The organism is Pelagibacterium halotolerans, from assembly GCF_044811015.1.
Classification (GTDB): Bacteria; Pseudomonadota; Alphaproteobacteria; order Rhizobiales; family Devosiaceae; genus Pelagibacterium; species Pelagibacterium halotolerans_A.
In genome coordinates this window covers 1,559,256-1,571,255 of the sequence record NZ_CP085243.1, presented here as the reverse complement: position 1 = coordinate 1,571,255, position 12,000 = coordinate 1,559,256, and the positions used below count along the sequence as shown (strand labels likewise).

The following is a 12,000-nucleotide window of genomic DNA, read 5'->3' as shown; positions in this document are numbered from 1 at the left end:
GCCGCTTGGCCCCCTTTGATCGTGTTGCGTCGGCGTCCGTCAGGCGGTGGCCTTGCGGTCGTCCACCGAAAGAGCGCCCGCGCCATAGGCGACGACGTAGAGTGCGCCACCGGTGATCGCGAGATTCTTGAGGAAGTTGATCATCTGCATCTGGTCGGCGAAATTGGAGTGGAAGATGATCCCCGAGGCCAGTGTGAATGCTGCAAGCGCCGCTGCGGCCAGGCGGGTCTGATAGCCGACGAGCAGCAGAAGGCCGCCGCCCAACTCGACGACAATCGTCGGCCAGATCAGGACGCCCGGCAGACCGTAGGCTTCCATGTAACCGACCGTGCCTTCCATGCCGGTGATCTTGTTGAAGCCCGACAGGATGAAGATGATGGCGATAAGAATCCGCCCGACGGTGGGCAGGTAAGTCTGAAGTCCGTTCATTGTGTACGTCCTGGTTGAGATGCGATAGTGGCAAGATGACGCAGCTTTCGCGTTGAGAAAATGCCCCTCTCGCCACACAGATTGTTCAGCGATAGCGACCAATGGCACGCACATGCATGCAGAATATCGCTGGAGACGGCTGGACTTTGCGTGAAGTTTGATACAGCAGCGTCTCAATTGTGTTGTTGAGGATGGATTCGCGTGCTGGATCTTTGGGTGCTCGTCGCTTTGGGCGGCGTGGGGGTGATCGCGGGGTTCGTCGACGCGGTCGCCGGGGGTGGGGGACTGGTTGCGCTTCCCGCATTGTTGTCCGCTGGGCTCAATCCCGTCGCGGCGCTCGCGACCAACAAGGTGCAGGGCATCGTGGGCACGTTTACCGCCGCATTCACCTATTGGCGCGGCGGGTATGTGACGCTGAGGACGATGGGCCCCGGCATCGTCGCGACCTTTTCCGGGTCCTATCTCGGGGCGATAACGGTCAAGGCCATCGATACATCGGCGCTCGATATTGCCGTGCCCATCGCGATCATCGCGGTGGCGCTCTATTTCACCTTCTCGCCCTCGATCAAGGATATCGACCGCATCGCCCGGCTCAAATTCGCGGTCTTCGTGCCGGTTTTCGGCTTCGTGATCGGATTTTACGACGGTATTTTCGGCCCCGGAACGGGCTCGTTCTTCATGCTCACTTTCGTTGCGCTGTTCGGGCTGGGCGCGGCGCGAGCCTCGGCGCATACCAAGGTGTTGAACGTCACCTCCAACCTCGCGGCGCTGGCACTGTTTATCCCCTCGGGCGATGTCGTCTGGTCGGCGGGGATCGCGATGGCGCTCGGGCAGGTGGTGGGCGGCTATCTCGGCGCGCTGACCGGCATAAAGTTCGGTGCGAAGGTGATCCGGCCGCTGGTGATTGTCGTGTCGATCATCCTCGCGATCCGGCTTCTGCTGTTTCCATAGCGAAAAAAAACGCCCGCCTTGTCGGTATGGGCAGGGATCGCTCGTCTTATCCCGTGCGTTGGGAAAACGCGAAGGGTGAGTACAGCAAGAAAGGAGACCTGCCATGCCCTATATCGAAGGATTTGTTGCCGCAGTGCCGACGGCCAATAAGGAAAAGTACGTCGAGCACGCCAAAGAGGCGGCGGCATACTTCAAGAAACTCGGCGCGACGCGCTGCGTGGAGTGTTGGGGCAGCGATGTGCCCAAAGGCGTGCTTACCGACTTCTATAAGGCCACGCAGGCCAAGGACGACGAGACGCCGGTTTTCAGCTGGGTCGAATATCCGGACAAGGCCACGCGCGACGCAGCCAACAAAGCGATGATGGACGACCCGGAGATGGCGAACATGCAGATGCCGTTCGACGGCAAGCGCCTGATCTGGGGCGGGTTCGAGGAGATTTTGAACGAATAGGGGGCGTGCGGGTGGCCGGAAAGCCGGTCGCCCCTTATGCTGCCCGTGGCTCGATCGTGGAGAGGTCGTCCTGGATCTGCCGCCGACGCTCCATGAGGTCGTAATCGGCTTGCAGCCGCAGAAAGAATCCCTCGGACATACCGAAATAACGGGCAAGCCGGAGATCGGTGTCCGCCGTCATCGCGCGCTTGCCCAGAACGATTTCATTGATCCGGCGCGGCGGGACGTGCACGGCGCGGGCGAGCGCGTTCTGGCTGAGGTTCATAGGCTTCAGGAACTCCTCAAGCAGGATTTCGCCAGGATGCGGGTTTGGGAGAAGCTCAGTCGTGGTAGTCGACGATTTCGACATCGCTTGGTCCTCCATCGTGTCAGACAAAACAACTCTGTTTGCGGGTCGGCGAAACTTTGGATCATTAGATCCATATAACGCGATGCGTTATGTAACGCGAGGCGGTATAGGTCGCCACACACAAAAAGGGCGATCGCTTGAAGCAATGCCGTCGCGAACTGTGCGGTATTCCTTGATGCACCGCGCCTACCCGTACCCCGCCGTCATCCTCGCGCTTGACGCGAGGATCCGCAACGCCACCGCAAGCCCGGCAGGAGACGGACGCGCCTTGCCTAACCGCACGGGCATCAACCTCTGCGCGGGGTGCTTCGAGCTTGCGGGTCCTCGCGTCAAGCGCGAGGATGACGGTGGAGTGAGGGGCGGTCGGTGTGCAAGTCTCTGGCGGTAAGTGTAAAAGCCACCAAGCGGGCGTGCCACGGAGCAATTTCACTTCAAACGATCGCCCTCCTTCACACACAAAAAGGGCGGCCCGAGAGCCGCCCTTTCCGTTTCGAAGTCTGGAGAGACTTGGTTCGAAAGCGATTGGCTTGTAGCCGGACTTAGAAGTCCATGCCGCCCATACCGCCCATGCCGCCGCCACCGGGCATTGCCGGAGCTTCGTCCTTGGGCAGGTCGGCAACCATGGCTTCGGTCGTGATCAGGAGACCGGCAACCGAGGCGGCGTCCTGGATCGCGGCGCGGACGACCTTGACGGGGTCGATGATGCCCATCTTGATCAGGTCGCCATATTCGCCGGTCTGGGCGTCGAAGCCGAACGCGGCGTCGGCGTTGTCGAGGATCTTGCCGACAACGATCGAGCCTTCATTGCCCGCATTGTTGGCGATCTGCCGGACCGGCTCCTGCAGCGCGCGGCGTACGATGGCGATACCGGCATCCTGGTCGGCGTTAACGCCCTTGACCTTGATTTCGGTCGAAGCGCGCAGAAGGGCGACGCCGCCGCCGGCAACGATACCTTCTTCAACAGCGGCGCGGGTCGCGTTGAGCGCGTCGTCGACGCGGTCCTTGCGTTCCTTCACCTCGACTTCGGTCGAACCGCCGACGCGGATCACGGCAACGCCGCCCGCGAGCTTGGCCAGGCGTTCCTGGAGCTTTTCGCGGTCGTAGTCCGAGGTGGTTTCCTCGATCTGGGCCTTGATCTGGTTGACACGGCCTTCGATGTCTTCCTTGGCGCCGGCGCCGTCGACAATCGTGGTCTCTTCCTTGGTGATCTCGACGCGCTTGGCAGTGCCGAGCATATCGAGGGTCACGTTCTCGAGCTTGATGCCGAGGTCTTCGGAAATGACCTGGCCACCGGTGAGGATCGCGATGTCTTCGAGCATGGCCTTGCGGCGGTCGCCGAAGCCCGGAGCCTTGACGGCAGCAACCTTGAGGCCGCCGCGCAGACGGTTGACCACGAGGGTGGCAAGGGCTTCGCCCTCAACGTCTTCCGCGATGATCAGGAGCGGACGGTTGGACTGAACGACGCTTTCGAGAACCGGCAGCAGGGCCTGGAGGTTCGAGAGCTTCTTTTCGTGCAGGAGGATGAGCGGATCCTCGAGCTGGGCGACCATCTTCTCGGAGTTGGTCACGAAGTACGGCGAGAGATAGCCGCGGTCGAACTGCATGCCTTCGACGACGTCGAGTTCGGTTTCGGCGGTCTTGGCTTCTTCGACCGTAATCACGCCTTCATTGCCGACCTTCTGCATGGCTTCGGCGATCATCTCGCCGATTTCTTTTTCGCCATTGGCCGAGATGGTGCCGACCTGAGCGACTTCGCTCGAATTGGAGATCTTGACAGCACGGTTGGCGAGGTTTTCGACGACGTCGGTCACGGCGAGATCGATACCGCGCTTCAGGTCCATCGGGTTCATGCCGGCGGCAACCGCCTTGACACCCTCGTTGACAATCGACTGGGCCAGGACCGTCGAGGTCGTGGTGCCGTCGCCGGCAACGTCGTTGGTCTTGGAGGCCACGGTGCGCAGCATCTGTGCGCCCATGTTCTCGAACTTGTCTTCAAGTTCGATTTCCTTGGCAACGGTCACGCCGTCCTTGGTGATGCGCGGAGCGCCGAAGGACTTTTCGATGACGACGTTGCGGCCCTTGGGGCCCAAGGTCACCTTGACCGCGTTGGCCAGGATGTTGACGCCGCGCAGCATCTTGTCGCGGGCATCGGTCGAGAACTTTACGTCCTTTGCAGCCATTTTGCTTGGCTCCTCAAATAGAATGCAAGTTGCACTTGATCATGGTTTCGTCGCGCTTCCGAACCGAAATACCGGTGTCCACTTTTTCTGGAAGCGCTCCAAAAAAGACGTGAGAGGTGCTTAGGCCTCGATCACGCCCATGATGTCGGATTCTTTCATAATCAGCAGGTCTTCCCCGTTGATCTTGACTTCGGTGCCGCTCCACTTGCCGAACAGCACGCGGTCACCCGCCTTGACGTCGAGCGGGGCCACCTTGCCAGCATCGTCGCGGGCACCAGGGCCAACCGAGACGATCACGCCCTCGGAGGGCTTTTCTTTCGCGGTGTCGGGAATGATGATGCCGCCAGCGGTCTTTTCTTCACTTTCGACACGACGGACAACTACCCGGTCGTGCAATGGACGGAAGCTCATGGTCGCTCCTTGGAACGTAGGTTGAAAGCTCAATTTCCTCCCCTGTTAGCACTCATTGAGCAAGAGTGCTAACAGGATGGCGGTGAGATAGGGAGCGGCCAGAAGAGAGTCAAGCGCGCCGGTGACAAAAATTTGCATCGTGCGGGCGAGCTTGCTAAGCGAAGCTGCGCGGCGCGCCTCGCTTTTGCCGATCACGAGAACCATAATAAGACCATGACTTCAACCCTTGTCCAACCGAGCGCGTCCATTTGGACCGCGCCGAAACTTTCGGTTATCGTGCCGACCTTCAACGAGCGCGATAATATCGTGCCGTTGATCGACAAGCTCGAAACCGTATTCGTAGACGTGCCGTTCGAAGTCATCGTCGTCGACGACAACAGTCCCGACGGGACCGCCGAACTCGCAAAAGAGGTCGCCGGTGAGCGGCCGTATGTGCGCTGCATTCATCGCGTGGGACGGCGCGGATTGTCCTCGGCCGTGATCGAGGGCATGGCGTCGAGCGCGGCCGAATTCGTTGCGGTGATCGATGCGGATCATCAGCACGACGAAGCGATTCTGCCCCGGATGCTCGAGGAAGCCGAAAGCGGCGCGGATATCGTCGTGGGAACGCGCTACGCGGGCGAAGGGTCCTCGACCGAGGGGTTCTCAAAGCGCCGGCAGGCGGGGAGCACGATTGCAACGCGGCTTTCGCAGATTTTGACTGGCAAGGCGCTATCCGACCCGATGAGCGGGTTCTTCCTCCTGCGCCGCGAGCTGTTCAACGCCGTGGTACCGGGACTGTCGCGCGAGGGCTTCAAGATTCTGCTCGACATCATCGTCTCGGCCAACCGCGACCGCGGTGGAATTACGATTGCGGAAGTGCCCTACAGTTTCCGTCCGCGCCATGCCGGCGAGAGCAAGATGAGTCCGCTGATTGCCGCGCAGTTTCTCGGGTTGATCGTCTCGCAGATTTCGCGCGGCATCCTGCCGACGAGCTTCCTGCTCTTTTCGCTCGTGGGCGCAAGTGGCGTCGTCGTGCATCTGGCGACGCTGACCTTTGCCTTCGATGTGCTGAGCTTCAACTTCGCCAACAGCCAGCTTTTGGCGACGCTGGTGGCGATGACGACGAACTTCGTCCTCAATAACGAATTGACCTATGCCGACAAGCGCCTGCGCGGGCACCGGTTCTTCACCGGGCTTTTGAGCTTTTATCTCGTATGCAGCTTCGGCACGCTCGCCAACGTGTCGGTGGCGAGCATCATCTACGAGACCAATTTGGCCAATTTCCTGATCGCGGGGATCGCGGGGGCGGTCATGAGCGTGGTGTTCAATTATTCGGTGACGCGCACCTTTACGTGGCGGTCGTAGGCGATGCGTCCGGATAATGTGAAGGTCGGCCCGTTTACGCCTGCCCAGGCCACACTCATCCTCATCGCAGTCACCTTCATCCTGCGTATGATCGGCGCTGCCGCGATCGGCTGGGGGACGGGGGAGGCCTATTATCTCGCTTCGGCACGCGTGCCGGCGCTGAGCTATTTCGACCAGCCGCCGCTTTCGCTCTGGACCATCTGGGCAACGATGACGCTCACGGGCAGCGAGAACGTGCTCGTCATTCGGTTGCCGTTCATCGCGATGTTCGCGGTTTCGACATGGCTGATCTATCTCATCGGTAAACGGCTGCATTCTCCGCTTGGCGGGTTCTATGCGGCGCTGATCGTCAACGCCTGTGTCCTGTTTTCGCTCTCCATCGGCTCCTGGACGCAGCCCGATGCGCCCATGCTGCTGTTCTGGCTGGCAACCTTCCTGGTGCTCGTCGGCATTTTTTTCGGTGACGGCGGGGAGCAGCCCTATAGGAATTGGGCGATGGCCGGGGTGCTGCTGGGGCTGACGTTTCTTTCGAAATACCACGCGGCCTTTCTCGTGGCGGGGACCGGTCTGTTCGTCCTCCTCAACCGCGATGCGCGGCGGTGGCTTTTCCATCCGGCGCCCTATCTCGCGGTGCTGATCGCGCTTGTTGTTTTCTCGCCGGTCATTCTGTGGAACGCGCAGAACGATTGGGTTTCGTTCGGCTTTCAGGGCGGACGCGCGCTTGCCGAAGAAGGGCTGCATTGGGATCGGCTCGTTCGCATGATCTGGGGGCAACTGCTCTACATGGTGCCGTGGCTGGCCATTCCGGCATTGATGGTCGGTGCGCGTGCGATTTTCGCGGGCGCGCGTGGCGTTTATCCGCCGGGGATGCCGTCCGGCGCGGCGGCGCTTCTGAGCTATATCGGCTGGCCGCCGGTCCTCTTTTTCACCGTCGTCGCGCTCTGGTCGGATACCCAGTTCCACTTCCATTGGCAGGCGCCGGGATACCTGATGCTCTTTATCCTCATGGGCACGTGGGCGGCGAACCGGGATGGCAGGGGTGTACGCGTGTGGCTTTACGGCTCAGCGATACTGACCTTCATTATCCTCGCACTGCTCGTCAGCCATGCGGCGACGGGTTGGGGGCGGCAGGTCGTGCCAGGGGATTGGGAAGACCCGACGGCGCTTCAGCTCCCGTGGACGGAGCTGGGGGAGGAACTCGAAGCGCTGGGCGCATTCGACGCGGACAAGACGTTTGTTGCCGGGATAAACTGGATCGATTGCGGGTATATCGATACGCAGGTCGAGGGGCGCATACCGTTTCTGTGCATGGGCGGTGATCCGCGCAATCTCGGGTTTGCAGTCGATCCGGAGACGCTTACCGGATGGGACGCGTACGTGGCGTCGCAAACCGGTGATCCCACATGGGTCGTGGAGAGCTATGACGACGCGTTCGAGACCATCGAGCATATCGGTACGGTTTCCATCGCGCGCGGTGGTACCGTTGAGATTAGCGATATCCAGATTTTCCGGGCGACGGGGTTCCGGGGCGGCGATTAAGCCGCACCGGCCAGCTTGCCCTCACGCTCCCAGTTGAGCTTCTTGCGGTAGATCGTCGAGGGGCTGATTTCGAGCGCGGCGGCGGCACGGGCGATGTTGCCGCCATAAGCCGCCAGTGCGTCCTCGATGATCCTTTGCTCCTGCTGCCACATGGGCAGGATTGCCGGCATGGCCGAGGAGACGGGCGGCTCGGCGCCTATGGGGCCGCGCGCTTCGATATCGGCGGCGTTTGCCATTTCCGGTGTGACGAGCCCCCCGTCGAACATCACGACGACGCGCCTGACGAGGTTCTGTAACTGCCGGACATTGCCCGGCCATTCGCGCGCGACGAAGAGGTCGGCGACTTCGGAATCGAAGCCCGAGAACTGCTTGTTTTCTTCAGCGGCGAAACGGCTCAGGAAGCAATTGGCCAGCGTCATGATGTCCGCCGGGCGTTGTCGGAGCGGCGGCAGGTGGATGGGCAGGACATGCAGGCGGTAGAAAAGGTCCTCACGGAACTTCTTGTCGGTCACAAGCTGCATCGGGTTGCGGTTGGTCGCACACACGATGCGGACGTCGACTGTGCGTGCCTTGGCATCGCCGACGCGCGTGATCGTGCCGGTCTGCAGGAAGCGCAGAAGCTTGGATTGCAACGAGAGATCCATTTCCCCGATTTCGTCGAGGAACAACGTTCCGCCGTCAGCAAGCTCGACAGCACCCTTGCGGTCCTGAACGGCGCCCGTATAAGCGCCCTTAGCCGCCCCGAACATCTCGCTTTCAAGCAGATCGCGCGGGATGGCGCCGGCATTAAGAGCAATGAACGGGCCGTTGGCGCGTGGGCTGCGCTTGTGCAGCGCCTCGGCGCTCACATCCTTGCCCGTGCCGCTTTCCCCCGTGATGAAAACGGGCGCGGAGGAAGACGCGATACGGACGATCTGATCGTAGACCGCGCGCATCTGCGGCGAGGTGCCGACAAAACCCTCGAAATCCGCTTCGACGCCCTTGGCGGCGTCGCAGGCAAGTGCGCGGGCCTTGCCGTGGCGCTGGCCGAGTTCCTCGAGCCGTGCCGCAAGCGCTGGCCCGCCGATGGGCTTGGCGAGAAAGTCATGCGCACCCGCCTGCATCGCGCCGACGGCGGAGGAGACCGATGCGCCGTCCGACAGCGCGATAACGAGTGCGCCATCGGCGTGCTGCGCGAGCCGGGAAATGCCGTCTTCAAGCGCTGCGTCGCCAGCCTTGATCGCGGAGATGTCCGCCAAAATGACGTCGAACCGCTCAACCCGCAGCACTCTCAGGGCGCGGGCCGTGTCTTCGCTGTGCGCGATACGGGCACCTTCGCCCCAGTGGTTTTGGATCGCGGCAACGGTTTGGCGCGCCGCGCCTGCGTCTGCCTCGATGAGCAACAACGAAACATCTGCGGCGGACGATACTCCGGAACGCATGGGGTGATACTCTCCTTGCCGGATCAGCGCGGCTATTGCGTGGCCCCTACTATTTGCCAATTAGGGTAAACAAACGGTTGGCAAACGGGGAGCATTTGCCGCCTGCGCCTTTTTCCACGGCGCCACCGGTGCTAAGGCTTTGCAAGCAAAGCAGGATCGATTCCCCATTCGAGGCGAGGACCTGTTAACACTTATGGACAGGGGTTTGATTTTGCATAAATCGTTCAATGCCAAGTGTTTTCCCGCCGCGCAGGGACTCCCCTTCGCAAGGGGAAACGCGCCGGCAGTGGACGATTTATGCAAAACCCTTCGGGCGAGCCATGGTCCGGCCCCTTGTCGCGAAAAACCCGCTTGTGGACATTGGTCCACGGCGCAGGATTTTCCACGAAAGGTTCTCGGACTATGATCCGTCAAACTCCTATCTATAAGTGTTAACAGGTCCTAAAGGCGTGCAAGGTCTTGTCTATCTTTTCATAGCGCTGAGCGGCGCCGGACTGGGCACCGCCACTTATTTTATGCTCGCCTTTACGCCGATCGAAGCGGCGCTATTGGCTCTCATCGTCTTCATCGGCGGCGTGCTGATCCTCGAACGCACCCTGCGCCACCGTGCCGAGGCCAAGCTGCAGAAGGCGGTGAGCGAGATGACCAAGCTCTTGAGCACCGACGCGCAGGCCGGGCAGGTCTTGTCCAAGCGGGTCAACGCATTGATCGATCTCGATCTGGGTGCGCGCATGGACGTGATCGAGGCTGACATGAGCGTGCTGGGTACGGTCGTCCGGCAGGTTGCCGAGGCGGTGTCGGAGCTCGAAACGGCGCAAGCGGCGTCGGCGAATTTCGCTTCGAAGAATGGGCAAGTCGACAAGCCGGTACGGCGAGCAAGCCCGACCGTTCCGCTTACGGTCGTCGAGGCGGCGCTCGACAATGGCCGGCTCATCCATCATGTCCGCCCGATCCTGACGCTGCCCCAGAGGCGGTTGCACGCTTACGAGCTTTACCCGCGCCTGCAACTCGAAGGCGGCAGGCTCGCCGATCCGCCCGAATATATGCCGGTCGGGATCGAAGGCGGCGCTACTGTCATTCGGCGGATCGAGCGGATCTGTACCGAAGAGGCCATCCGCCTCGTCCGGCGCGCACGGCTTTTAGGGGAGGCGATCAAGGTGCACGTTCCGCTCGCACCGTCCTCGCTCGCCAACCGCGCCTATTTCGACCAACTCATGGCCCTGCTTGCCGCCAACCGTGCGATCAATCCCGATCTCTTTTTTGCACTCGACTATGCCGACTGGACCACACTCGACAAGACCGAGAGCGACCGGCTGGCCCTGCTCGTCGAAGAAGGCGCCGGGCTGGCCGTGCGGGAGGCGGATACGCTGCGGCTCGATTTCGCCGCGCTGGCGGGCAAGGGTGTGCGGTATCTTTCCGTCGATGCGGGCCAGTTCATCGACCGGCCGTCTGCGCTCACCGATTTCCACTCCGCCGATATCAACGACTATATCCGCCGCTTCGGCATCAATCTGGTCGCCGCCGGCACGCGTTCCGAACAGCAGATTTTGTCGCTGCTCGACGACGAGGTGAAGCTCGCCCAGGGTAATGCGCTGGCCGAACCGGGGCCCGTCCGGTCCGACCTCGCCGAGGATGGCGATGACGATCTGCAGACCGCGGCCGGACGTTGACCTGGCGTTTCCCCGACACGAAATCTTCAGGCCTGCGCAGATAGGCTTGGCGTAAGCCGCTTCGAATGAGTAAACGTGCACCCATGACCGAACTGACCGGCCCTCTTCCGGGCCTTTCCGTATTGACCTCGCAGTACCATGCCATTCTTTCGGATGTCTGGGGTGTCGTTCATAACGGGGTCACCCAGCACACCGCCGCAGTCGATGCGCTTGTGCGGTTCCGTGCGCAGGGTGGGCGCGTGGTGCTGATCACCAACGCGCCGCGTCCACGCGGACCGATCATTGCGCAGCTCGATGCGCTCGGGGTTTCCCGTGACGCATATGACGGGCTCATTTCGTCCGGAGACGCGACGCGGACACTGCTTGAGGGGTTCAAGGGCAAGACGGTCTGCCGGGTTGGACCGAAACAGGATGATGTCCTCTTCGATGGCCTCGATATCGCCTTTGGCGACGTCAGCGAGGCCAGCGCGGTGGTGGTGACCGATCTCGATACCGACGATGACACGCCGGACGACTACCGCGACCGTATGGAACAATGGCTCGCGCGCGGACTGCCGATGATCTGCGCCAATCCCGACAAGGTGGTCGAAGACGGCGACCGGCTTGTCTATTGCGGCGGCGCGCTGGCGGATGCCTATGAGGATGCCGGCGGGCGGGTGATGATGGCAGGCAAGCCGTTCAACCCGATCTACGAGCAGGCCAAGCAGATGCTCGACGATGCCGGCAGGCGCACCTTTGCGCCCTCTCGCGTGCTGGCGATCGGGGATTCGCTGCGGACCGACGCGATGGGCGCGGCGCAGTTCGGGATCGACCTGCTGTTCGTCACCGGCTCGATTCATGCGGCGGAACTCGATGCGTTCAACAATCCGCCTCCGCGGCGGATTGCGGATTTCATCTCGCCCAGCCGGGCGCGGTTGGCAGGGTATATGCCGAAGCTTGAGTGGTGAACTGCACTATTCCAAGTGTTCCGCTATCCACATCTTGAAGAGCGCTTGCCGGGTTATACCCAAGCGTTTGGCCTGCCGGTCCAGACCCGTAACCATCCACGCGGGAAAATCGACGTTTACCCGCTTGCTCTCGATATTCGGACGCCGTCTCCTCACCCTGCGGACCTGAGTGCCTCGCCGCAAACGCATTGCGGGCGATGGGCTGCAAGGTCGCCGGGTCAAGCCCGGCGATGACGAGGAGTTGGGGGCGCTGTGCTCGCAAAGCGATTCAACATGAGCGGATCAAGCTCTAAAACGGCCAACCC

Annotated in this window: 13 protein-coding genes; 6 read left to right on the top strand and 7 right to left on the bottom strand. The window is 61.6% G+C overall.

Translation table 11 applies throughout. The features are described from left to right. Positions 1-39 precede the first annotated feature (39 nt). Positions 40-429 carry a DoxX family protein gene (locus tag LG281_RS07810; RefSeq protein WP_404406025.1) on the bottom strand — a complete coding sequence of 130 codons (390 nt, stop codon included), beginning with the start codon at positions 427-429 and terminating at the stop codon, positions 40-42. 201 nt (positions 430-630) lie between these two features. Between LG281_RS07810 and LG281_RS07805 the strand changes: the two genes are divergently transcribed. Together LG281_RS07805 and LG281_RS07800 are read left to right on the top strand one after the other, a co-directional pair. Then, a complete protein-coding gene (locus LG281_RS07805) occupies positions 631-1,380 on the top strand; it encodes a TSUP family transporter (RefSeq protein WP_404406023.1) in 750 nt (249 codons plus the stop codon). A gap of 103 nt (positions 1,381-1,483) precedes the next feature. Then, positions 1,484-1,831, top strand: coding sequence for a DUF1428 domain-containing protein (locus LG281_RS07800; RefSeq protein ID WP_404406021.1), 348 nt, complete (start codon positions 1,484-1,486; stop codon positions 1,829-1,831). A gap of 34 nt (positions 1,832-1,865) precedes the next feature. On the opposite strand, the gene LG281_RS07795 is transcribed toward LG281_RS07800, so the two are convergent. From LG281_RS07795 to LG281_RS07780, 4 genes are all read right to left on the bottom strand, one after another. Then, positions 1,866-2,180 (bottom strand): HigA family addiction module antitoxin, encoded by a 315-nt coding sequence (locus LG281_RS07795; RefSeq protein ID WP_404406019.1) that lies wholly within the window; start codon positions 2,178-2,180, stop codon positions 1,866-1,868. Between the two features lie 539 nt (positions 2,181-2,719). Next, on the bottom strand, positions 2,720-4,360 hold the full coding sequence (gene groL, locus LG281_RS07790; RefSeq protein ID WP_404406017.1) for a chaperonin GroEL: 1,641 nt from the start codon (positions 4,358-4,360) through the stop codon (positions 2,720-2,722). A 120-nt stretch (positions 4,361-4,480) separates the two neighbouring features. Next, positions 4,481-4,771, bottom strand: a complete 291-nt coding sequence (locus LG281_RS07785) for a co-chaperone GroES (RefSeq protein ID WP_231801700.1) — start codon at positions 4,769-4,771, stop codon at positions 4,481-4,483. A gap of 45 nt (positions 4,772-4,816) precedes the next feature. Next, positions 4,817-4,975, bottom strand: coding sequence for a hypothetical protein (locus tag LG281_RS07780; protein ID WP_404406014.1), 159 nt, complete (start codon positions 4,973-4,975; stop codon positions 4,817-4,819). 9 nt (positions 4,976-4,984) lie between these two features. Between LG281_RS07780 and LG281_RS07775 the strand changes: the two genes are divergently transcribed. Together LG281_RS07775 and LG281_RS07770 are read left to right on the top strand one after the other, a co-directional pair. Further along, positions 4,985-6,118, top strand: a complete 1,134-nt coding sequence (locus LG281_RS07775) for a glycosyltransferase (protein WP_404406012.1) — start codon at positions 4,985-4,987, stop codon at positions 6,116-6,118. 3 nt (positions 6,119-6,121) lie between these two features. Further along, the gene (locus tag LG281_RS07770) at positions 6,122-7,657 is read left to right on the top strand and encodes an ArnT family glycosyltransferase (protein ID WP_404406010.1); all 1,536 of its coding nucleotides are present in this window, start codon (positions 6,122-6,124) and stop codon (positions 7,655-7,657) included. Here the strand turns inward: LG281_RS07770 and LG281_RS07765 are convergent. Beyond that, positions 7,654-9,078 (bottom strand): sigma 54-interacting transcriptional regulator, encoded by a 1,425-nt coding sequence (locus tag LG281_RS07765; protein ID WP_404406008.1) that lies wholly within the window; start codon positions 9,076-9,078, stop codon positions 7,654-7,656. The two genes, LG281_RS07770 and LG281_RS07765, sit on opposite strands and share 4 nt — an antisense overlap. 449 nt (positions 9,079-9,527) lie before the next feature. On the opposite strand from LG281_RS07765, the gene LG281_RS07760 reads away from it, so the two are divergent. Beyond that, entirely contained in the window at positions 9,528-10,748 is a 1,221-nt protein-coding gene (locus LG281_RS07760; RefSeq protein WP_404406006.1) for an EAL domain-containing protein, read from the top strand. A 65-nt stretch (positions 10,749-10,813) separates the two neighbouring features. After that, complete coding sequence (locus LG281_RS07755) at positions 10,814-11,695, top strand: TIGR01459 family HAD-type hydrolase (RefSeq protein ID WP_404406004.1); 882 nt, start codon at positions 10,814-10,816, stop codon at positions 11,693-11,695. A gap of 6 nt (positions 11,696-11,701) precedes the next feature. Here the strand turns inward: LG281_RS07755 and brnA are convergent, their stop codons facing one another. After that, positions 11,702-11,884, bottom strand: coding sequence for a type II toxin-antitoxin system BrnA family antitoxin (gene brnA / locus LG281_RS07750; RefSeq protein WP_404406002.1), 183 nt, complete (start codon positions 11,882-11,884; stop codon positions 11,702-11,704). Positions 11,885-12,000 lie beyond the last annotated feature (116 nt).

Bases quoted from the DNA above. Each gene is read 5' to 3' on its own strand.
- LG281_RS07810 (WP_404406025.1), bottom strand. From the start codon at position 429: ATGAACGGACTTCAGACTTACCTGCCCACCGTCGGGCGGATTCTTATC.
- LG281_RS07800 (WP_404406021.1), top strand. From the start codon at position 1,484: ATGCCCTATATCGAAGGATTTGTTGCCGCAGTGCCGACGGCCAATAAG.
- LG281_RS07795 (WP_404406019.1), bottom strand. From the start codon at position 2,180: ATGTCGAAATCGTCGACTACCACGACTGAGCTTCTCCCAAACCCGCAT.
- groL (WP_404406017.1), bottom strand. From the start codon at position 4,360: ATGGCTGCAAAGGACGTAAAGTTCTCGACCGATGCCCGCGACAAGATG.
- LG281_RS07785 (WP_231801700.1), bottom strand. From the start codon at position 4,771: ATGAGCTTCCGTCCATTGCACGACCGGGTAGTTGTCCGTCGTGTCGAA.
- LG281_RS07780 (WP_404406014.1), bottom strand. From the start codon at position 4,975: ATGGTTCTCGTGATCGGCAAAAGCGAGGCGCGCCGCGCAGCTTCGCTT.
- LG281_RS07775 (WP_404406012.1), top strand. From the start codon at position 4,985: ATGACTTCAACCCTTGTCCAACCGAGCGCGTCCATTTGGACCGCGCCG.
- LG281_RS07770 (WP_404406010.1), top strand. From the start codon at position 6,122: ATGCGTCCGGATAATGTGAAGGTCGGCCCGTTTACGCCTGCCCAGGCC.
- LG281_RS07765 (WP_404406008.1), bottom strand. From the start codon at position 9,078: ATGCGTTCCGGAGTATCGTCCGCCGCAGATGTTTCGTTGTTGCTCATC.
- LG281_RS07755 (WP_404406004.1), top strand. From the start codon at position 10,814: ATGAGTAAACGTGCACCCATGACCGAACTGACCGGCCCTCTTCCGGGC.
- brnA (WP_404406002.1), bottom strand. From the start codon at position 11,884: ATGCGTTTGCGGCGAGGCACTCAGGTCCGCAGGGTGAGGAGACGGCGT.